16 protein-coding genes and 2 pseudogenes are annotated in these 21743 nt (G+C 55.7%); 11 read left to right on the top strand and 7 right to left on the bottom strand.

Translation table 11 applies throughout. The features are described from left to right. From ABJK56_RS09670 to acpS, 4 genes are all read left to right on the top strand, one after another. On the top strand, window positions 1-219 hold the full coding sequence (locus ABJK56_RS09670; RefSeq protein ID WP_347244459.1) for a hypothetical protein: 219 nt from the start codon (window positions 1-3) through the stop codon (window positions 217-219). A 601-nt stretch (window positions 220-820) separates the two neighbouring features. After that, window positions 821-1759, top strand: coding sequence for a dihydroorotate dehydrogenase (locus tag ABJK56_RS09665; protein ID WP_347244458.1), 939 nt, complete (start codon window positions 821-823; stop codon window positions 1757-1759). 183 nt (window positions 1760-1942) lie between these two features. Beyond that, window positions 1943-2914, top strand: coding sequence for a tryptophan--tRNA ligase (gene trpS, locus ABJK56_RS09660; protein ID WP_347244457.1), 972 nt, complete (start codon window positions 1943-1945; stop codon window positions 2912-2914). Window positions 2915-3170: 256 nt separating this feature from the next. Then, entirely contained in the window at window positions 3171-3581 is a 411-nt protein-coding gene (gene acpS / locus ABJK56_RS09655; protein WP_347244456.1) for a holo-ACP synthase, read from the top strand. A 40-nt stretch (window positions 3582-3621) separates the two neighbouring features. On the opposite strand, the gene ABJK56_RS09650 is transcribed toward acpS, so the two are convergent. Further along, a complete protein-coding gene (locus tag ABJK56_RS09650; protein ID WP_347244455.1) occupies window positions 3622-4764 on the bottom strand; it encodes an LptF/LptG family permease in 1143 nt (380 codons plus the stop codon). Window positions 4765-5128: 364 nt separating this feature from the next. Between ABJK56_RS09650 and ABJK56_RS09645 the strand changes: the two genes are divergently transcribed. Both ABJK56_RS09645 and ABJK56_RS09640 read left to right on the top strand, forming a co-directional pair. Then, window positions 5129-5647 (top strand): UvrB/UvrC motif-containing protein, encoded by a 519-nt coding sequence (locus tag ABJK56_RS09645; RefSeq protein WP_347244454.1) that lies wholly within the window; start codon window positions 5129-5131, stop codon window positions 5645-5647. 182 nt (window positions 5648-5829) lie between these two features. Continuing rightward, a complete protein-coding gene (locus tag ABJK56_RS09640; protein ID WP_347244453.1) occupies window positions 5830-6900 on the top strand; it encodes a protein arginine kinase in 1071 nt (356 codons plus the stop codon). Window positions 6901-6984: 84 nt separating this feature from the next. On the opposite strand, the gene ABJK56_RS09635 is transcribed toward ABJK56_RS09640, so the two are convergent. From ABJK56_RS09635 to ABJK56_RS09615, 5 genes are all read right to left on the bottom strand, one after another. Then, window positions 6985-8526: an arylsulfatase gene (locus tag ABJK56_RS09635; protein WP_347244452.1), complete on the bottom strand. Its 1542-nt coding sequence runs from the start codon at window positions 8524-8526 to the stop codon at window positions 6985-6987. Window positions 8527-8621: 95 nt separating this feature from the next. Further along, window positions 8622-11006, bottom strand: coding sequence for a PPC domain-containing protein (locus ABJK56_RS09630; RefSeq protein WP_347244451.1), 2385 nt, complete (start codon window positions 11004-11006; stop codon window positions 8622-8624). Between the two features lie 108 nt (window positions 11007-11114). After that, window positions 11115-12509, bottom strand: coding sequence for a DUF1501 domain-containing protein (locus ABJK56_RS09625; RefSeq protein WP_347244450.1), 1395 nt, complete (start codon window positions 12507-12509; stop codon window positions 11115-11117). A gap of 19 nt (window positions 12510-12528) precedes the next feature. Next, complete coding sequence (locus ABJK56_RS09620) at window positions 12529-14121, bottom strand: DUF1549 and DUF1553 domain-containing protein (protein ID WP_347244449.1); 1593 nt, start codon at window positions 14119-14121, stop codon at window positions 12529-12531. 316 nt (window positions 14122-14437) lie between these two features. After that, window positions 14438-16060 carry a glycine--tRNA ligase gene (locus tag ABJK56_RS09615; protein WP_347244516.1) on the bottom strand — a complete coding sequence of 541 codons (1623 nt, stop codon included), beginning with the start codon at window positions 16058-16060 and terminating at the stop codon, window positions 14438-14440. 514 nt (window positions 16061-16574) lie between these two features. Between ABJK56_RS09615 and ABJK56_RS09610 the strand changes: the two are divergent. The 5 genes and pseudogenes from ABJK56_RS09610 (at window position 16575) to ABJK56_RS09590 (ending at window position 20769) form a co-directional block, all read left to right on the top strand. Continuing rightward, window positions 16575-17288: pseudogene (locus tag ABJK56_RS09610) on the top strand (DUF5752 family protein). Further along, a complete protein-coding gene (locus ABJK56_RS09605; protein WP_347244448.1) occupies window positions 17215-18171 on the top strand; it encodes a hypothetical protein in 957 nt (318 codons plus the stop codon). Before ABJK56_RS09610 ends, ABJK56_RS09605 begins: the two are co-directional and overlap by 74 nt. 2 nt (window positions 18172-18173) lie before the next feature. Continuing rightward, complete coding sequence (locus ABJK56_RS09600; protein ID WP_347244447.1) at window positions 18174-18470, top strand: glycosyltransferase; 297 nt, start codon at window positions 18174-18176, stop codon at window positions 18468-18470. After that, window positions 18458-19264: a trehalose-phosphatase gene (otsB, locus tag ABJK56_RS09595; protein WP_347244446.1), complete on the top strand. Its 807-nt coding sequence runs from the start codon at window positions 18458-18460 to the stop codon at window positions 19262-19264. The genes ABJK56_RS09600 and otsB overlap by 13 nt, the downstream gene beginning before the upstream one ends. Next, window positions 19261-20769, top strand: a pseudogene (locus ABJK56_RS09590) (trehalose-6-phosphate synthase). Before otsB ends, ABJK56_RS09590 begins: the two are co-directional and overlap by 4 nt. A 200-nt stretch (window positions 20770-20969) precedes the next feature. On the opposite strand, the gene ABJK56_RS09585 reads toward ABJK56_RS09590, so the two are convergent. Beyond that, window positions 20970-21743, bottom strand: a 774-nt coding sequence (locus ABJK56_RS09585) for an EF-hand domain-containing protein (RefSeq protein ID WP_347244445.1), incomplete at its 5' end; no start/stop codon positions are given.

The following is a 21743-nucleotide window of genomic DNA, read 5'->3' as shown; positions in this document are numbered from 1 at the left end:
ATGCAAAAGTTCGTTCTCGCTGTGATTTCCTGCCTTTTGCTGACGATGGCCGTCGGGTGTGTTGTGCCGATTTACTCGGCTGACCCGGATCGGAGAGTCCAGCAGTTGATCTACACGTCCGAGAATCTGCGCTTGCTTTTGGATGAATGGGAGCGGGCATGGATGCTGGATCATCCCGATCATATGACTCCGTACCGCACTCATGGCGGCATTATCTGACCCGATTGCGATCGACACAAAACGCCGAATAAGCGATTGGCTTTCAGCCGCTGGCTTGTGCCGGAGAGACGTACGGAGGGCACTGCAGTCGGACCACACACAGAATTTCCACAAGTGGCACGCCCCGCCGTGACAGTGAACAGGAATCGAGGGCGCCCGGTGGGTCGGGAATCGCAGACAACGCCCAAGTGGGTGTGAACTAATTGATAGCGCATTCTGTCTTGTATGGTACACAGCGAAGGCGACGGGACCGGCTGACGAAATTGGTCCTGTCGCTTTTTGCTTTTCCAGTCTGCCACCTGTAGACTCGCCTTGGAAGCTACATCAGACGAGGTAAACCGGGATGGGGGACATTAAGCTGAGAAAACCGCTCAACTTTGAGAACGACGCCGAGATCGGCAGGCAATTTCCGCCTCGGTTAACAGCCGGTCCCGCGTAGGGTTTATGTTCTCTCGAGCCGCCGTGTCAAACTTACCCGTGTTGTTTGCTTGTCCGCGGTGGAATAGATTAGAAAGATCGGTGGCGATCTCTGCCGCTCTGCCGGCCCGGATGGCACGCCGTCGCGTATTTTTTCCTTCGCCTGGACTTGAGTGCAACACTGATGGAACCGGACCTCAGTCTCGAAATAGATGGCTTGAGGCTAGAAAATCCAGTCATGCTGGCCTCGGGCACCTTCGGAAACGCCGTCGACTGTTACGCATTTGCTGACCTGAATCGTCTCGGCGCTATCATACCAAAGACGGTCACCTTATCCCCCAGAATAGGAAATGCCCCGCCACGAACCGTAGAAACGGCAGCCGGGCTCTTAAACTCAATTGGCTTAGACAACGAGGGCCTCGAAGGATTTTGCACCCGATTATGGCGTGGGTTGGCCTCCCTCACATGTCCAGTGATTGTCAGCATTGCGGGGAAGACCGACGAAGAATTCGTGGAGCTTGCCCGGGCTATCAGTAAACTGGAAGGGGTTAAGGCGATCGAATTGAACCTTTCCTGCCCGAACGTGGCGGGAGGAATTGATTTTGCTACCGATCCGGCCCGGTGTGCGGCGGTGGTGGGAAAGGTGAGGCGAGTTTACGACGGGCCCATCTTCGCCAAACTGACCCCGAATGTGACCGATGCGACGGCGGTAGCCAAGGCGGCTGAGGCGGCAGGAGCGTCAGCCATCACAGCCGTCAATACGCTATTGGGTATGTCCGTGGATTGGCGTCGCCGACGTTCGCGGTTGGGGCAGGTGTTCGGCGGGTTGAGTGGTCCGGCGATTAAGCCGATCGCGTTGCGGATAGTGTACCAGGTAGCGCAGGCAGTCAGCATTCCGGTAGTAGCTGCAGGTGGAATCACGACGGTGGACGATGCTATGGAGTTTTTCGTGGTCGGTGCCAGCGCGATTCAGGTGGGTACGGCTTCATTCTACCGTCCAACTGCGGCCTGGGAGATTCTGGATGCGCTTCCCCGGGCGCTGAAGGAGTTAGGGGCGCGTTCTTTGCGCGAGATCGTGGGCACTTTTGTGGGCTCGAGCGTGTCATGTGAAATCGGGTCTTAGTGGCTTATCCCGACCTTGGGGGGACCGGGGTTTTCTACACGCGCGGGCTCCGGGCTTTTTATCCAAGCTGGTGCCGGTGAAAATGATGAAGAGGAGGCGTGCTGGTAAAGTTGCCCGGGCAGTACAGGGAGTTGTGTCACCGCGAATAGATTGATACACGCGGAGAAGGATAGGTTTAGAGATATGATTGTCGTTTCTGGCATTCAACCCACCGGTCGATTTCATTGGGGGAATTATTTCGGTGCCATTAAGCAATATGTCGAGCTGCAGGACCAGGCGGATGCCTCGTACTATTTCATCGCAAATCTGCACGCACTCACAACAGTGCGTGATCCTGAGGTTCTGCGGCGAAACACCATTGATGCTGCGATCGACTTACTGGCTTTGGGAATTAATCCAGACCGGGCCACGCTGTTTGTTCAGTCCGACGTTCCGGAAGTTTCCCAGCTTTGCTGGTTGCTCATGACCTGCACGCCAATGGGACTTCTGGAGCGGTGTCACGCATACAAGGACAAGAAGGCCAAGGGGCTCCCAGCCGATGCCGGGTTGTTCACTTATCCGGTGTTGATGGCAGCGGACATCCTGGCCTACGACGCGGACACCGTCCCGGTCGGTGAAGACCAAATTCAGCATATTGAGGTGTGTCGGGATATTGCGGGAAGCTTCAACCATCTTTACGGCGAAGTCTTTGTGATGCCCCGCGCCAAAATCATGGAAAAGGCAGCCCGGGTTCCAGGGACGGATGGTGAAAAAATGTCCAAAAGTTACAACAACACAATAGGCATTTTTGATGATCCCAAGGTGGTTCGCAAAACCATCATGAGAATTGTCACGGACTCGCGGCCCATACATGAACCAAAAGACCCAGAAACAGATCACCTTTTCCAGCTCTACTCGTTATTTGTGGGGGAAAAAGAACGCGAAGCAATGGCGGCACGCTACCGCGCGGGCGGATTCGGCTACGGAGAAGTCAAGCAGGCTCTGGCCGATGCGGCCGAAAAATATTTTGCGGAGGCTCGTGAGTATCGCAAAGAATTGGAAGCGAAGCCACAGTTTGTTCGAGAAGTCCTGGGGGACGGTGCCGCGATGGCCCGTAAAAAGGCGGCGGAGGTCCTGGCTCGGGCCCAGGCAGCTTGTGGCATCAAGTATGCGTGATAATTCTGTTGGTCCAAGGACGCGCAGGATGCTGGACGAGCGGCCGTTGCATTTCGAATGGAAAGAACTTGCCGCGATCGGTGGCTTTGTGATTTTTGGTTTTTTCGGACGCTCGCAACCTGGCTGTTTTTAGGGTAAGGGTAATTCCCCAGGCTGTACCGACACCGATTGGCGTTCGCTGTCGGCAGACGGTCAAGAGTTTTGGTGAATCAATTACGGTTATTGCTGGAAGCGCAAAGTTCGATAATCGCCGACGATGAGGGTGTTGGGGGTTGGCACTGATATTACCGAATGCCTCCGAATTGCCCGAATGATTGAAAGGCACGGGGAGGTGTTTTTGCAGCGGGTGTACACACCGGCTGAAATCGCTTATTGCCAGAGTCGCCGACAATCTGTGCAGCACTTTACTGGACGGTGGGCGGCCAAAGAGGCCGTTTTGAAGGCGCTGGGGACGGGTTGGGTGAAAGGGATCAGTTGGCTGGATGTTGAGATTCTCAATCGGCCTGGTGGTCGGCCCGAGGTGATACTCCGAGACGGTGCCAAAAAGGTGGCAGACAAATTGGGTGTGAAGCGGGTTTGGATTTCCATTTCGCATTGCCGAAGCCATGCCACCGCGTTTGCCATCGCCGTGGGAGCGGATTCGGAAAACGACGTGACCGGAGGTTAAGGAATCTGAGTGGGATGATAACGCGGCGCTCGAGAGGTCATCAGGTTTCACAATAAAGATACAAAAGGACACTGCCCGGAAGAGCTATTCCGAGATTAGCAAGCCAGAACCCCGGCGGTGGGATGGCCCCCGAAGACGTCAGTCCGTTAGCGAGCATCAGTAATGGGTAGTAAATGACGACAATTGGCAAAAACGACAAAAAGAATATCCCGAGGAAGTTTTCACTGCGGCAGTACATGGCAAGGGGGCAACCGAGGAGCACGAAACACAGGCTGCTGAATCCATTCGCCCACCGGCGGTACGGTTCCGTTTTGAGCTTGCGGATCTGGATTTCCAGTTGTTCCAGTTGATACCGCCAAGTCTTTTTCTGTTCGTCTGTGGCTTCGGCATGGCGGAGCAGCATTACCAGTTGGTGGGCGTCCTTTTCCAGTGTTTTCACCGCTTCCGGAATCTGCCACGTGGCGAGCCAGTCCCGATGGAGCGGTTCGATGGGCCTGTCGAAGGGAATGAGCTGGGAGTAGATATCGGACGCCCGCACCACCGCCGAGTTCTCGATTCTGGCCTCCGGTTTGCGACAGGTGATGATAAGCCCGCCCGCCTGACGATCTGTCGTGAGTTCGGCTTCCTCGGCTGACAGCACGATGGCCGGCATGTCGGGCTGGGTCTGAATGGTGATGAGGGGATTAATCAAGGTTTTCCCCTGTACGTCTTTGACCACAATGGAGAACTTCGGGGATGTGTAACTGCGTCGTGTCCGCAGCATGCTGTAGGCAATCTGTTCCACCGACTCCACGACAACCCGCCGCGCTCCGGGGCGTCCCCACGTCGCCGCCACATCATACATCCAAACAGTAAACAAACTGACAAAAAACGCAAACACAATGGTGGGCCGAACGGCGTGAATCGGGGAGAGCCCCAGGGCACGGAGGGCGACGATCTCGTTAGCTCCCGACATCCGTCCCAGAACTTGACTTACCGAGAGGAGGACCGCGATCGGGATTGTGATTCCCAGAATTTCGGGCAACAGATAAGGCAACATGCGAACAATTAAGATAGGAGGCAAGCCGCGGCTGATGCCCTCTCGGGCACCAATTCCAAGCGCAAGCAGCAACGTCAGGACCGTCAGGGCGGCCCCGAAGATCTTGAGCAATTCGGAGGTAACATAACGGGTAAAAACAGGCATGATGGTGGAAGCAACAACAGGCCACTATCAGGATTGTAGTTCTTTAGCAAAAAGTGACGCTTTTGCCAAGGCGGCTTGGAACGCTGTGCCAGACAATTGGGTACGGTGTGGCGTTAGGAAACTGGTTACTCTCCTATGAAGCAAAATATTCAGCTCAAAGAGGCATCCCAAGCAATGTTGACATGGTGGCCAAGGGTGTTAGAATCCAAGTTGAATCGCCTAAACCGCATGTGAGTTGCCCATCCTCAGGCGTGAGAAGCGGGCCCGCTACCCGCGATGACGAGTTTGATGTGGGCGAGACCCGTCGTATGAGGTGGATATTGCGGGTGTCCCGCTCTGTAATCTTCAAAAGAGGATTCTTTGTATGAAGTGCCAACGCTGCGATCGACCGGCGACCTACCATATCACGGAGTTGACGGGGCCAACCCCGGTTGAGGTGCACTTGTGCGAGCAGCACGCGCACGAGTATTTATCGGGAGGAAGCAAGGCCACAGTCGAAATGACGCAAGTGGCAGAGCAGGTGGCTCAGCATTACGCCAAACACATGGCGGTGGGACAGGCGGCCGAAGAAATGAAGCGGGCTGATCAACAGACCTGTCCCTATTGCGGAATCAGTTTCTACAAATTCCGAAGCCAGGGGCGTTTAGGTTGTCCGTACGACTACAAGGCCTTCCGTGAACAGTTGGAATTTCTTCTGGCCAATATCCATGGAGAAACGCGGCATAAAGGCAAACGCTCATCCAAACCTCCGGAAGTCGCTGCACGCCGCACGGAGCTGATCCGCCTGCGGCGAGAGATGCGTGAAGCCGTAGAGGCCGAGGAATATGAGCGAGCCTCGCAAATCCGCGATGAAATCCGTCGCATTGAGACAGAAGTTGTCTAGGACCCCAAGTACTTTTTTCGTGATTGGCCATGGGGAAAGAAACCATATGGTGGGCCTTTTCGGTTCCCGATCGGAAGTCCTTCCAACGTGGACTGCAAAAATCGGAATTATGACCCTGGGAGAAGAATGAAGGGGTTGCCTTACTGGTGGGAAAAATTCGTTTTGTGAAAGAATAGCAATCTATGATCTCGACACTCGACGATCTGATGCATGGTTGTGGCGAATGGCTTCGCGGTGAGGGACCGGAAAACGATATTGTCATATCCACGCGCATTCGATTGGCACGGAACCTCGCGGATTTTCCATTTACGAGCATCGCCACCGAAGCCGATCGCCGACAGATCTTGGACCGCGTGAAGGAGGTCGTCAACAACAGCCCTTTTCGCGACCAGGTGTTCTACGTGGATGTGGACACACTGTCGCAATTGGACCGCCATTTCTTGGTGGAGCGACAGTTGATTAGCCGGGATCTCGCTGAGGGACAGGGACCGCGCGGGGTGTTTATCGATCGGGCAGAGCGTTTCAGCCTCATGATCAACGAGGAGGATCACCTCCGGCTCCAGGCCGTGCAAAGCGGTTTTCAGCTGGAGCCCACATGGGAACTGATCAGGCAATGGGATGACTACCTCGACCAACATTTGGTGTTTGCATGTGATGAAGAATGGGGTTTCTTAACGGCATGCCCTACGAATGTGGGGACGGGGATGCGGGTGAGTGTAATGCTCCACCTTCCTGCCTCTGTGATCACCCGGCAAATGGACCAGACCCTTCGCAGCCTCGAGAAGTTAGAGCTGGTCGTCCGGGGACTTTACGGAGAAGGCTCTCAGGCAATGGGGGATTTTTACCAGGTCAGCAACCAGGTCACCCTGGGAAGGAGTGAAGAAGAACTCATCAACAAGATGGCCCAGGTCGTTCCCGCCGTTGTTGCCGCAGAAAGAAAGGCAAGAGAATTCCTTCTGGCCGAAGGGCACGAAAATCTCCATGATCGCGTGAGTCGTGCGTACGGGATTCTCAAGACTGCCCAAACAATTTCCGCCGAGGAGACGCTCCACTTGCTGTCGAGTGTCCGCATGGGAATCCATCTGGGACTCATTCAGGAAGTTCCCATCCAGCTTCTTAATGAGCTATTCCTTTTCACCCAACCGGCTCATTTGCAAAAGTTAGCCGGGAGCGAGCTCGATAGCGCTGACAGGAACATCGAAAGGGCGCGATTTCTCCGACGCAAGCTGGGCGAACTTTCGAAGAAAATCTGAGCGCCGCGCTCACCCCCTTGCCGCCCGAAAAGCCCTGCGGGCTTTTTAGTCAGCGCCGCTCCAACATGCCAGAACTTCCACCGTTTACCGAGAGCGGCCACTCTCGCGAATATTCTCCAAAAGTTTGCTGAGGCGTGCGACGATATTGGGATATTCGTTGAAAAGATTATTCTGTTCCCCAATATCTTCACGGAGATTATAAAGTTGGGCGGGAGGTGCGCCCGTGGGCACCTTATTCTCCGGTAACGACCAGCCTCCCGAGCCTCGACAGAGGAGGAGTTTCCAGTCGCCCTCGCGAATGGCAAAGTAGCCATTGGCGGAGTGCATGACCACAGGCGGTCGTTCCCACGACGCCTCAGGGTTTGTTAGAAGTTTGAGGAAGCTCACGCTGTCTTCGCCGGTGTGCTCTGGCAGCGATGTGCCCATTAACTCTGCGAACGTGGCCAGACAGTCGGTGAGGCAAATCGTTTTCGAGCATTGAGATCCTGGCGGAACGTGGCCCGGCCAGCGCACAACGAACGGCACGCGGTGCCCACCTTCCCAGACATCCGACTTTTGGCCCCGAAAATGATAGTTTGTGGCATGATTGAACTTTTGGAAAAACGGACGGATCGTCATGGTAGATCCGTTGTCACTTGTTACGATGACGAGGGTGTTTTGGCGCATTCCAAGGTTATCGAGGGCGTCGAGAACCTTCCCGACGCAGTCATCCACCTGGACGACAAAGTCGCCGTACTCCCCTGCCCTGCTCCTGCCTTGATATTCGGGAAGTGGTAGAACCGGTGTATGAGGAGCCGTTAGGGCAAAATACAAGAAAACTGGTTGGTGCGGTGACTCGCGACGGCAATCCCGCAACCAGGTTATCGCCTTCTCCGTCAGCGCGGGGAGTACCTGCTCGTGGTCAAAATCTTTGGCCTTCTTCCCTGGTCGCCAGTTAAAGGGAAACGCCTGCCCCTGAGTCTCCTCGGTCGGCGGTTGGATCACGTGATCGTTTTCGATGTAGCAGTAAGGCGCCATGTCCAGGGAGGCGGCAATGCCGAAAAAGTAGTCGAATCCCGCCGATAGAGGGCCTTCGGTCAGAGGCTTCGAATAGTCAACCCCAGGATCGTCTGTGGTGCCGTCGTGGTCTGTTACCGGTTGGCTGGTTGGCGACTGCCAGCCCAGACCGAGGTGCCATTTTCCGATGCAGGCAGTTCGATACCCCCGGGATCTGAGCAGCGAGGCCAGAGTGACTCGGTTTGGTTCGATAAGCGGCCGATCGAACCCAAGCAGGACCCCGCGCTGGAGACGAGTTCTCCAGGCATACCTTCCGGTGAGTAATCCATAGCGCGTGGGCGTGCAAACGGAAGACGGCGTATGGGCATCGGTAAAGATCATGCCTTCTCGGGCCAACTGATCGATCCGCGGCGTGGGGATTTTTGACTCCGGGTTGAGGCACGACAGGTCCCCGTAACCCAGATCGTCCGCCAGGATCAGCACGATGTGGGGCCGGTTGGCGTTTTGTACATCTTCAGCCTGGGTTTTCCCCCCAAGCGAGATCCAGACCCCACAAAGGGCAAGTGCTAGCCCCAAAATGATCTGCTGCTTGATGGTACGGCACCGAATCGTGGCTAATAGCGAATGCATCATCGCCCTCGTGTTTCTAGAGCCAAAGGTGGTGAATTTCGCCACTCGGAAATCGAGTATTCGCGGCCGGTGACGGAGACACGAGGCACCCTATCTTACTGCGACACCACCTCGAATGGAAGAGCTGGCAGCCATCCAGCGAAGAACTGTTGATTTCGGGTAGTGCTGGGAGCAGTGCCTTGTGGCCTGTTTTGCGTGAACATCCCCAGCAGCAAGTTGCCCCGCGTGCCCGGTTTGACTTTTTCCTTGTCGGCTTGAAAAACGAGCACATATCCCGATTGTCTGCGATCCACCTTCGCTAGCGTGATTCCTTCTGGGGCGGATGTTAACTGAAGTGTTATATTTTCGGGGAACCAGGCGCTGCCAGGAGGAAGTCGGAACTCTGCTTCGCCGCCCGCCGGTATTCGCACGGTGTCCCTGGTCTCGAAAGTCCACGGCACGGAGTAACGCCGACGGCCAGTCAGATTGACGGCGAATCTTTCGGCAGGGACCAGGTGATGGTAATAGAAGGCCTGCATCATATCGTCCGCAGGGACTGCTGTGCGGACAATTTCCCGCCCATTCACCTTGGCCTTACCGGCTATCTCGATTTCCACCAATCCGGATTCCGCATTGCGTGGGACCGTCAACGTTGCGACAACATGGTCGGTATCAGGAGGTATCCACCCTCCGCTGAGGCGCGTCCCTTCAGCACCTTTCGTGACGAATAGCTCAATGCCCTGATCAAACCCATCCCGACGTACGGCATAAACGTCGATTGGTACCACCATTCCCGGAGAAGCATTGATAACCGATGGAACCACGCGGAGTTCAAAGTCCGGCCGTGGCACACTGAGGCGGAGGCGATAGGCGAATGCCTCACCGCCCTGATGCTGCATATCGGTGACCTCGACAAAATACATGCCATCGTGGGGGAGTGTTACTTCCAGGTACGAATCGGCGTGGTGCGTCAGGAGACCCACGCTTCTATCTTCGAAATCATCATTGACTGCCACCACGTTGCCCTGCTCATCGAGAATCCGAAGCAGCGAGTCAACAGGTGAGAAAACACGGCGGCCGATCACCTCCGCGACCACTTTTTGTCCCTTGGTACCGGTAAACCGGAAGACGTCCTGGTCGCCGGGCCGGTCCATCCGCGCATTGATCACTGTGCCGATCGAAATCTTTTCCGCAGATTGGGGAGTATCGTTGGGTTCGTGTTCCATCGCCTCCGGCCAGTCGGACAGCGCGAATTGAACTGAGTGGGCCCAGCGTGCCCAGGCGGGAAGCGGCAGTGACCCGACCCCCGGCTGGCCTTTAAGACGCCGCAGGAAAAGCTGTTTCTCGGGCAGATTCCAGCCCATGAGCTGGAGCGTGATATCCTCGCCGATCCGCCCACCAACCGGGAAAACGCCGGTCACGTAGGGGACTTCCCCTACCACAATGCGATAAACAAAGTCATCCCGTCCGCGATAGATGGCGTCCTTTATTTCGATGGTGTAGTCGCCGTCGGCAGGAACATCAAATGCCAGAACGGGATCTGGATGAAACCAGAAATCGTCGACATAGGCCACTTCACGTCCCGAGGAATCCAGAATCCGCAGAGTTGCCTGAAACCAGCCGGGAACGGCGTCCGCGAGGTAGGGGATCAACTCCCGAGCCAGAACCGCCACCACCAGACGCTGTCCTTTTTTAGCCCGAATGCGAAAATGATCCACATCCCCCGGTTGGATCTGACCATTGAGCACCACGGGCATCTCTTCGTTGACGACGGTGGGTGATTCTTTGTCATTCGGCTCACTTTCCAGAACTTCCTTCCAAGGAGTGACGTGGAAACGCACCGGATCGGAAATCCCATTGGCTGTCTTTAGACGCAGGACATACCAGCCGGGTTGGACGTTCGGTGAAAGAGACACCTGCAGGGTTGCTCGTTCCGCAATCTGCGGATTGAACTGGCGTTTGGGATCGTTCCGGTACTTCCTGTATTCCTCCAAGGCCTTCAACATTTCTTCCGTGATGCCTTCTTCTGCCGCGAATTTGACAAGAAGCTGGCGGAAGGCCACCATGTTGAAACCTGCCCGCCGTTGTCGCATTTCGCGCCGAACCTTCTCTTGGATCTCCCGCAGTTTTTGAGCAAGATCATTGGCCTGTTTGTTTGTGAGCGGTTTGGTCAATCTGACAAACGTCGCTTGGGGAGATTCTGTGCCCGATATCTCAGGTGAAAGCGGTCCGATTAAGACGTCCGTTACGCCGTCTAAATACTGGCCCCCTACGACGATTTGCACACTAGTCCCGGACTGGGCGCCTGCCGGATAAGCATATCCGATGTGGGGCTCGCGCCGCGCTCTCATCTGCTGTGCCCCCGCGGTCGCGGACCAGAACATGCCCGCTATCACCGTGATGACACCAGCAAGTCTGATCGCTCCCCACACGGATTTTTGGTGGGATAATTGAAACAGTCCGGAGGGTGTCGGTTTGAAGTAGGCCTTCATGCACTTCATAAGGTTCACTCCCGCTGAGGGACAAGGAAATTTGCCGATACCCGAACGCTGATCTGCTTGATCAGCGTCCTCGCTCAGCGCCGCGGACGAAGCACCGCAGATCTACGGTTACATGATTTCCGTCAACAGGCCGCCCGATGTCACACCATTCCCCGGCTCGGGGATTAGGCGGACCATGTATCCCTGGGGATGACGGATGGTGGTTCCGGGATCAATTCCCAAGAGCTCATACATGCTAGCGATCAAGTCGGTTGGGTGCACAGGTCGCTCTTTGACTTCCGAGCCGTTCTTGTCAGTGGTCCCGACCACATGACCACCCTTGAACCCGCCGCCTGCCACAAGAGCGGAGAAGGCCGGCCCGTAGTGGTGCCGACCGCCGTTCCAGGGAGCCTCCCACGCGATCTTTGGCGTACGACCGAACTCTCCGCAGCACCACACGATGGTCGAATCGAGCAGGCCGCGATCGGCAAGGTCCTGAATGAGGGAAGCGAGGCCGCGGTCGAATTCGGGCAGTTTACGCCGCATGACCACGAAGTTCTCTTTGTGGGTATCCCAACCTTTGTAGTTGATCGTAATATAACGGACACCGCGTTCTACTAGTCGCCGAGCCACCAAACAGGATTGACCAAAGGTGGTCATCCCATATTTCTCGCGTACCGCCTGAGGTTCCTCGCTTGGGTCGAATGCCTTGCCACTTGTACCCAGAATGAGATCGTAGGCCTGCTCTTCGGCCTGTTTGACTTCCTGAATTTGGGGATCGTCTCCCATAGCTTGGCGCAGAAGGTCCAGGTTTTGCAGAAGTTCCCGGCGACTTTTTTGGCGCGCCACCGTCACCCCGGGAGATACGATCCCTTCGACTGTGAAGGGAGTTCGTGCCGGATCTCCACCCGTGGCGAACGGCTTAAACCGCGGCCCTAAAAATCCCGCCTCAGAGAAGCGACCCTGCGGTTCGGTCAGCACGATATACGGGGGGATCAAACCGTCGTATTCAGGCGGCTGTCCCTTGAAGTAGGCCACCACTGCCCCTACGGCGGGATAGACGATCCGATCTCCCGGCATGCGTCCGGTTTGCACAAGATAGGACGCCGTTTCATGCGCATTGACGCCGTGCGTCATGCTGCGGATGAGGCTGTACTTATCCGCAATTTTAGCCAGTTCCGTGAGCAGCTCGTTGATCCGAATGCCACTCACGTTCGTTTCGATGGGGCTTGTAAATGGTCCGCAGTAATCGCTGCCCGCCTCCGGTTTCGGATCAAACGTGTCCAAATGTGGTGGACCGCCCCACATCCAAATCTGAATCACGGCTTTCGCTTTTGCAGGCTTCGTGGCCGGAAGAGTCGGATCAAAAGCCCAGACATGACGCGGGACGACTCCCGCGCGGCCGAGGTAAAGGGCCAGCGCACCAAATATTCCCCGCTTGAGCGCAGCACGGCGAGTCAATCGCGCTGAAACTTGATGCCCTTCCGCATTAAGGACCACATGTGTGTTGGCGATATCACTCATGAGTGAACCTCCCTCCATTTCAGTGTCGGTACAAAAACTCCGTACTGTTCATCAAGGCCCAAATAAGATCAATCACCATTTCCCGCGAAAGCCGCGACGATTTAGCGGTGGTTTGTTTGAGGATTTCCCATTCCTTTTCGGTTGGGTATCGCGAGAGAATCGTGAGATAAAGTCGAGTGACCGTTTGGCGGGGATTGGTATAAGAGTTACGGGCCCATTCCAAACCCGGGCCCTGTTCAATTTTCGTCAGGATATGGCTGGAATTGAGAAGATGCAAACGCTGCGAGGCTGTCATACGGTTCGCACGCTCCGAGATGAGTCCCACATCGCGGGGTGGCCGACCAAAAAGCTCCAAAAAAGCACTTGTAATGCTGGCGTCCCCCAAGCGAACTGCCCGCTCTCCCTGAGAAATGATCGTGTAGGGCTCGGGCACCATGCTCCAGTACTCTTCACTGGTGCCTGTAATCTGGCAAATAGCATCAATGAGCACCTCAGCGTCGAGCCGGCGCGTCGGATAGTATGCAAAATACATCCCTGCCTTGGGATTTCGGCTTCTTGCAATGCATGACAACTGATACGTGCCCGAATTGCAAATGAGACGGTAAATGTGCTTGAGATCCCAGCCCGAACGAACCAACTCCGACTCGAGATAAGAGAGGACCTCGGGCGCCACGGCAGGATTGTCGTCACGGATATCATCCGGCTCGTGGATGATTCCCCGACCGAACAGCCAATACCAAATTCGGTTGACAACATTCTTGGCAAACCACGGGTTTTTCGGCGAGATCAGCCAGTCGGCAAACACCTGGCGGGGATCACGATCCGCCGGCAGTTGAATCTTAACCCCATCGGGAAACACCGCTTCCTGGGGAGGGGGTGGCTGCGTTGCGGTGTTTGCGTGGTACGGATCCCAGCTTACGATCTCTTCCTTCCATTCCATAGTGGATTTAAAGCTGATCTGCGAGAAAAAGGCTGCCATCCCTTTGAGTTTTTCCTCCGGCCATTGGTCTGCCCGAACGCCCATGAAAGTGAGTGCGACTGCCTGGGCAATACCTTTGGGACTTCGGTCTTGAGTTGCCCGATAAAAATTGACAGGTCCCACACGAAAGTTGCTGCCGCTAGAGGTGAGAAGCTCCCGCACAAACTGATCGTAGGGTTTATTTCGGGCCAAGGACGAATAGAGCCACCGATTATAGGCTTGCACAGCGTTGGGCCATAGGTTGATGGGGAATTCTGCCTTAATCCGGAGAACGTCTCCCCATCGCATGGTCCAGTAATCGGCGTACTCCGGCCGATTGAGCAACTCGTCAATCAACTTTTCTCTCTTTTGCGGGTCGCTATCTTCCAGAAACTTCTTGGCTTCGTCTTCCGTGGGCAACGTACCGATTAGGTCGAGGTATACTCTCCTGAGAAAAACCGCATCTGAACAGATGAAGGCTGGCGTGATGCCCTGCTCCTTCCACTTCGCCACCATCAGTTCGTCAATCCGATTGCGGACGCTGAACTCTTGGTCGCTGTCAAACGGCTCAATAGGTTGTGCCGAAACACCGGCAAGCACCGTCGTAACTGTCAACACAACCGCGAGAAGGCCGATTAGGCTAGAGCTGCGCATCTTATACCTTTTTGTAAAAGCTACCTAAATTGAGAACAAATCTAGTTGTCATTTCCTCCAAATAGCTAATGGCGCCAGGGGCACCGGATGCACCGAAAGACTCGGCGTCTCTCGACTAGGCCGAGAAAAACTCCCTGCGTTCAGACCCCTAGACATGCGACGGGGTAAGAACCGACCGCGCAAGAGTTGCCGATTAGGGAGTCAAGAATGTCTGTGAAAAAATTGGTGCCGGATCCACCCGTTTGTTGGGAAGGAGGTGGCCCTTGTAAAGTCGTAGCGGCCTCCTCTCCCTTTAAGCATTCAGCTATTCATCGGGTCAGTCCGGGACCGTGTACGTACCTCTGATCAGACCACGAATGACTTCCACGCAGTCATCAACTTTGATTCTCCACTGTCGGAGGGTATCGCGGTCCCTTACAGTTACGGTATCATCCTGAAGAGTTTGGCTGTCGACGGTGATGCAGTACGGCGTTCCGATCTCGTCCTGACGGCGATAGCGTCTCCCGACAGCCCCTTTTTCGTCGTAAAAGCAGTTGAAATGCGGCTTCAGATCCGCGTAGATGCGCTGAGCGATTTCTGGCATGCCGTCTTTCTTTACCAGTGGGAACACGGCAACTTTGATAGGGGCCAGTCTAGGGTGGAGGCGCAATACCACCCGTTTTGTGGGGACCCCTTTCTCGTCTGGCACCATGTCTTCGGCGTACGCCTCACACAGGAAGGCCAAGGCTGCCCGGTCTGCTCCGGCTGATGGCTCAATCACATGGGGAATGAATCTTTCCCGAGTTTCTTCATCGAAATAGGTAAGGTCTTTCCCACTGCCCCGATATTTCGGCTGACCGTCCGGTCCGAGTTCCAAGACCAATTCGTTTCCCTTTCGGATGAGTTTTCCCTCCATGTGACTGCGGAGATCGAAATCTCCCCGGTGGGCGATGCCCTCCAGCTCACCGAAGTCCCCCGGAGCCAGGAACGGAAAAGCGTACTCCACGTCAGCGGTACCGCAGGAGTAGTGACTTAATTCGTCCGGTGAGTGATCCCGCAGGCGCAAGCGTTCGCTGGCGAGACCGAGGCTGATGTACCAGTTGAATCGTCGCTGCCGCCAGTACTCGTACCAGGCCCGGGATGTTTCCGGTCGGCAGAAAAACTCAATTTCCATCTGTTCGAACTCCCGCGATCGGAATGTGAAATACCTGGGCGTGATTTCGTTCCGAAAGCTCTTGCCCATTTGAGCGATTCCGAATGGGATTTTCACCCGCGTGCTGTCGAGCACGTTTTTGAAATTTACAAAAATGCCCTGTGCCGTTTCGGGGCGAAGAAAAGCGACGTTTTCCTCCCCGCTTAAAGCGCCGACATACGTTTTAAACATCAGATTGAATTCCCGAGGAGGCGTGAGTGTACCCAGGGTTTTGGCGTCCGGGGCCAGCACCTGCGAAAAATCTTCTACCGTAGTGAGTGACACAAGCGGCGAGTGCCAGACAAGACGGTCGGCCTCCTTGGTCCGCAGATTGAAAAAACGAAGGGCTTTGTGTTCCACGTCGGCCACGGCTTCTTCACCGACAGCTTCGGTCGCCACGAAAATTCGCTGGCCATTGTATTCCACCCAACGTCCCTGGACCTGGTCATACCGGTAGCGCTTCTTGGTTTCCCGACAATCGACCATGTAATCGTGAAAGAGGTCGTAATGGCCGGAGCATTTCCACACCTGAGGGTGCATGATGATCGTGGAATCGATGCCTACCATTTGAAACGCCGAGGGAGCACCTGGGGGCACGACGAGTTCGTTATGGGATGTGACGTTGTCGTACCACCACGCTTCGCGAATATTTCGTTTGAGCTCGACGCCCAGCGGGCCGTAGTCCCAGAAACCGTTAAGCCCCCCGTAAATTTCGCTGGATTGGAAAAGAAAGCCCCTCCGTTTGCACAGCGCTACAAGTGCATCCATGTTCATATGTCTGCTTCCTCCGAACGGTTGCGACGCGGACTCCCTGTGAGTACGGATGTTGTTCGAGATTGCCGTTCCCATGGACTATAGATTGGCCACGCAAACCGTCCAATTTACCTTGCGGCGCGGCTGACGTCCATTCACCACAGGCGGACAGGAGATCAGGGCAGGCACGTTCGGTAGGGTTGACTCCCTCGCGCATGGTGCTAAAAAACAAGAAACCAGAGAACAGTTTACCAAAAGAGGGATATCATTCTGGGCTCGCGGTGCACAAATTAGGCCTCATATCGTCTATTCAGATCATTCCCAGATAGCATTGGGTGGTCGGTCTAGAGCCCGACGTGAAAATGTGTCATCAAAGCCGCCGGTGGGTTGCCGAGTGATGGTTGCCCTGTGAACCGGCGGAAGGATCGATGTTGGCACCGAGAAGGCGCGTCTATTGGGTGCACCAAACAGAGACCGATCTGGCGTGTCGGCAGGGCTGTGAGGGGAACTGAAGAAGGAGAAGAGGAGAATGACGTTTATTCTCAAAGACTGCGCGCTGATTCCCCTGTCAACGGGGCTCAGAGCGAGCAATCTCAGCGAGTTTAAAGCGGCGCTGGCGATGGCCCCGACGGAGTGCATCTATCATCATTTCTAGGGCGCCCTACTTCAGCCGCGATTCGATGACCCGGAGTTCAAAAACGACTTTGCGGTTTGGATTTATCGGGAAATCAGAGACGAAGTTTTGGCTGAGCTGCTGGCGATCATCGATCCCGCTGACTACAGCGACCTTGAGTTTCTCCGAAGCGAAATCATCGAGCTGATCGAGCAAAGGATCGAACAAAAAGAATGGCTGGCGTGGATCCCAGCCACGCGACCGTTTTATTTCCTCCGCGCTCAGATTGTGGTTTTTGACACGGGACGCAGGGCGGAGACCGTCGAAGATCTGGCAGCTTTGCTGCCGGAGCTTTCACCGGGTTCGGTGTTTTACCACGTGATCGATGCCAGACGGCGATCGCCAGTGTGCTGTGACGACTTCTCGGCCTGGCTGACAGGGCTGGGAGAGGAATATGACCCCTTAAGGCACGCGCTGGCGGAAATTGATCCTTACTTCGGAAGTTTGACTGACCTGCGTTCCCAACTCGTTGAGGCATTCCAAAGTTTTCTAAGGCATGACGGAGCTCCTGGAACGCTACGCAGAGGTTGCTGGTGCCGATGCGGTGGCCCAGTTACGACAGTTAGCTGAGCCGCTCAAAGGCATGAAGGTTGTCCATGTCAACTCAACAAGAGTGGGCGGGGGAGTCGCCGAGATTCTCAATCAATTGGTTCCTCTGCTCCGTGAACTTGGTTTGGACGCGGAATGGCATGTTATCGAGGGGAATCCGGCGTTTTTCACGTGCACGAAAAAATTTCATAACTGTCTGCAGGGTGCCGTCGATCGGCCCAGCGAGCAAGATTTGGCGATTTACGAACAGGTCAATGCGGAAAATGCGGAGCGACTGGCCCCGGTGCTCAAAGAAGCGGACGTAGTTTTTATCCATGATCCCCAGCCCGCTGCGCTCATTCGACACTTTCCTGATCGCAAAGGGAAATGGATTTGGCGGTGTCACATCGACGCCAGTCATCCAGACCGAATCGTGTGGAGGTATCTGCGGCAGTTCCTTACAGCTTACGATGCGAGCATCTTCTCCCTGCCGGACTTTGCGCGGGCACTTCCCCACCCTCAATATCTGATCGCTCCAGCGATCGACCCATTCAGCGGGAAAAACTGCGATCTTTCGGAAGAGTTCATCGACGCCGTGGCAAGCGATTTCAACTTGGACAGGACTCGTCCCTTGCTTGTTCAGGTCTCGCGATTTGATCGCTTCAAGGATCCCCTTGGTGTCATCCGCGCGTACCAGATTACCAAGCGATTTTTTCCCTCCGTTCAGCTTGTGTTGGCGGGAGGCGGAGCTACCGACGACCCCGAGGGAGGGATGGTCCTTGCGGAAGTTCGTGCGGCTGCGGCCGGCGATCCCAACATCCACGTTCTGGAACTTCCCACTGACGCCCATCGCATCATTAACGCCATCCAGCGTCTGGCCACTATTGTTCTCTTCAGAAGTCCACCAGGGAGGGCTTTGGGCTAACGGTGACAGAAGCGCTCTGGAAAGGCAAGCCGGTGATCGGTGGGAACGCAGGGGGAATTCGACTGCAGGTGATCAACCATCACACCGGCTTCTTGGTGAGTTCTCCGGAGGGAGCCGCCATGCGAATCCGGTATCTCTTGGAACGCCCTGATCAGGCCCAGCGAATGGGTGAGAAAGGGCGAAAATACGTGCGAGAAAATTTCCTCATGACTCGTTTGGCGCGGGATCACCTGACGTTGATGGTGGCGCTACTGCGTCGGGAAATCGAAAGGATTGACATGACTCAATGGAGATCCTGAAAAAACCCGACAAATTGCCAGCGATTGTCGATTCATTGGCACAGGGGGCCGATGGGATTCTGCTTTGTGATTACGACGGGACGTTAGCACCTTTTTGTGAAGATCCGCGCAAGGCCGTTCCCTATCCCTGGGTGTCTGCACTCTTGGGGGACATCCAGCGGGAAGGAACGCGAGTGATTGTGGTAACCGGACGGCTCGCTGAGGATCTGAGGATCCTTCTTCCTCTCTCGGGGGCTGAAATTTGGGGGAGTCATGGACGTGAGCGGCTTTTTCCGGACGGCCGACGGTGGGTGTGGAAACCCGATCCGAGAGCCGACCAACTCCTCGACGCTATTAACACAGAGCTGGCTCGGGGATGGCCGCACGTGCGCATGGAACGCAAAGTGGGCTGCCTCGCAGTCCATTTTCGGGGCCTGCCCGACCAGGAAGTGGAACGGTTGCAACAGACAGTTGAAGACCTCGTTCGGCGGCGCGATCCTGCTGGCCTGCTGGAAAGAAAAGCTTTTCACCTTGGAATGGAACTCCAGGTACCGGGACCGACAAAGGGGGATGCGGTGCGGGGTGTTCTTCAGGAACTGGGTGATCGGAGAACTGCGATAGCTTTTCTGGGAGATGATCGAACCGATGAGCATGCCTTTCGGGCCTTAGGGGAGGCGGGACTGAGTGTGCTCGTCAGCCCCCTTCCGCGAGCGACATACGCGGATGTTCGTCTGGAAAATGAAGCCGAGGTCTACGAATTTCTTCGTTGCTGGCTGAACGCTGCGAGGAAAGGAGAAGATCATGACGGCCAATAAAAAGGTCAACGGCTGCTCATCGTTTCCAATCGGTTGCCTCTCAAACTGACTCGCGAGCGAAACGGGAACTGGCTTCTCGATCGTGGGAGCGGTGGGCTGGTGACGGCGCTGGCCCTTGTGTTGAGAAACCGGGGGGCGTGTGGATTGGCTGGCCGGGCGTGCCCCAGGAAAAGGCGCCGCCCAACCTTGGTGAGCTCCTTGAGCGAGCAGGCCGCGACCTGGGCTACCGGATCGCACCGGTTGGATTGTCCCGGCGGGAACAGCGACTTTTCTACGAGGGATTTTCCAACGAAGTCATTTGGCCCTTGTTCCATGAATTCCCTACGCTAGTGAATTTCGATCCGGCTTATTGGCGCGCCTACCAGCAGGTCAATCGCAAGTACGCGGAGGCCATTGCCGCAGAATCTCAGCCAGATCATTTCGTCTGGGTCCATGATTATCAGCTCATGCTGGTAGCCGAGGAGTTGCGTGCTTTGGGGGTGAACAGTTACGTGGCTTTCTTCCTCCACATTGCGTTTCCACCGCTGGATGTCTTTCTCAAGATTCCCTGGCGGTTGGAGATTCTGAACGCCCTTTTGCAGTTTGACCTCCTAGGAGTGCAGACAGCCCGCGACCGACGAAATTTACTGGATTGCCTCCGAGCCCTAATGCCCGACGTGAAATGGCACGGGCGTGGACGCGTGGTTGTGGGGCAGGTGAATGGCTGATTTGTGCGTATTGGAGATTTTCCCATCTCCATTGACTACCGTTCTTTCGTTCGCCGGGCAAGCTCCAAAGAAGTCCTGACAGTCAGGGATGGAGTGCGTAAGACACTGGCTGAATGCAAAATCTTGCTGGGAGTCGACCGGCTCGACTACACCAAGGGGATTCCTCACCGGCTGCAGGCCTTCCGTGAAGCATTGCGGGCGTATCCCGACCTGGTCGGTAAGACGACGCTCATCCAGGTTGTGGTGCCGAGCAGGACCGGCGTCCCGCAGTACCGGCGGTTGCGAGCACAGATTGAACGGCTTGTGGGGGCCATCAACGGCGAGTTCACGAAACCGGGTTGGGTTCCCATCCATTACATCTTCCGGTCCCTTGCTCCCGACGAACTCCTGGGGTATTACCGCGCTGCAGATGTGGCGCTTATCACACCGCTCAAAGATGGCATGAACCTGATCGCCAAAGAATACTGCGTGACAAACGTGGATAATGACGGTGTGTTGATCCTGAGTGAATTCGCCGGGGCAGCTTCTCAACTTCAAAATGGGGCTATCCTTGTGAACCCGTTCCATGTGCAGCAGGTTGCCTCCGCGATTCATCAAGCATGTACGATGCCGATCACGGAACGCAAACGGCGGATGAAAAAACTGCGGCAGTCCATGCGCAAGCAGGATATTTTCTGGTGGGTGGATTCTTTTCTCCGTAGCGCAATTGCCAAGGATCTCAGCGAGTTCCCGCAACTGGAGGAATACATGCCCCTCACGACTCCTTCAGAAACGGTTGCTACTACTACCGTGTCGTAGTTAGATTCCCTGGGGCCGGCGAACCGGGAGCCTGTGACCTCCCGGGGAGATCAACCCTTGCACCGCCCGCTCTTTCGCGGGACTGGTCCACTTTGTCATGACAAGACTTCGTCCGACTGCCGTGGCAAGCCGTCACGCGATGCGGGAACTGCGATTGACTGAACCCGCCGATAACACAACGCAGGCCAGGCCTATCAAGATCACTTTGCTTTCAGGCATTCTTGTGGGGTGATAACCCCATCTCCATTGAGATCGTATTTTTGGAATTCGCGGAGTTTGTCGGATGTCCATTTATCTGTAAACTCGGCCATGAAGATCTGGCCGTCTTTGTCCTTATCACGCTCTTTGAACCAGGATGGGAGATCTGTGGGCAGCCGTTCCCAAGGCAACCTCTGGATAAATCGTTTGCCCGCGCGGCTCGATACCTGCGAGGCGGTCGGCTGGCCGCTCTGAGACGAACTTGCACCTGATTCCCCGGCGAGGTGCCGGCCAATTTCTTCGAGCGTTAGTTCACCGTTCCCGTCCTGGTCGGCCTTGGCCCAATCGCTTCCCCGCATTTTCGCCCACTCGTCTTTTTCCAACTTGCCGCTATGGTTTTCGTCGTACTGGCGCACAAGACTTTCCGCGTATCGACGAATTCTTTCATCCAGTGGGGGTGGCGGAGGCAGGCCCAGCCCGCTTTCCCCTCGACTTTGACCTTGCGACGCCGATGCCGGGGCTCCTCCGCTGTTCTGGACAGCTCCGGAAGTGGTGGTGGCGCTGGTTGGAAGTCCGAAGCCCGGAACGGTCGGAGTAGTGGAGGCTGTAGTTGTACTGGGCGGACCGAATCCCGGCACGGGCACATTGGGGCCGATCCGCAGCACCGTGACCTGCTGGGCCTGACTCTGGGTGGTCGAGGTTGATCCGGTGCTGGGAGTTTGTGGGTTCTGCTGCGCCTGGTCGTCGCCGTAGCGCTGTTTGTAATAATCGATGAC

Source organism: Thermogutta sp. (assembly GCF_039793925.1).
GTDB lineage: Bacteria > Planctomycetota > Planctomycetia > Pirellulales > Thermoguttaceae > Thermogutta.
This window is presented reverse-complemented; position numbering and strand designations above follow the sequence as displayed.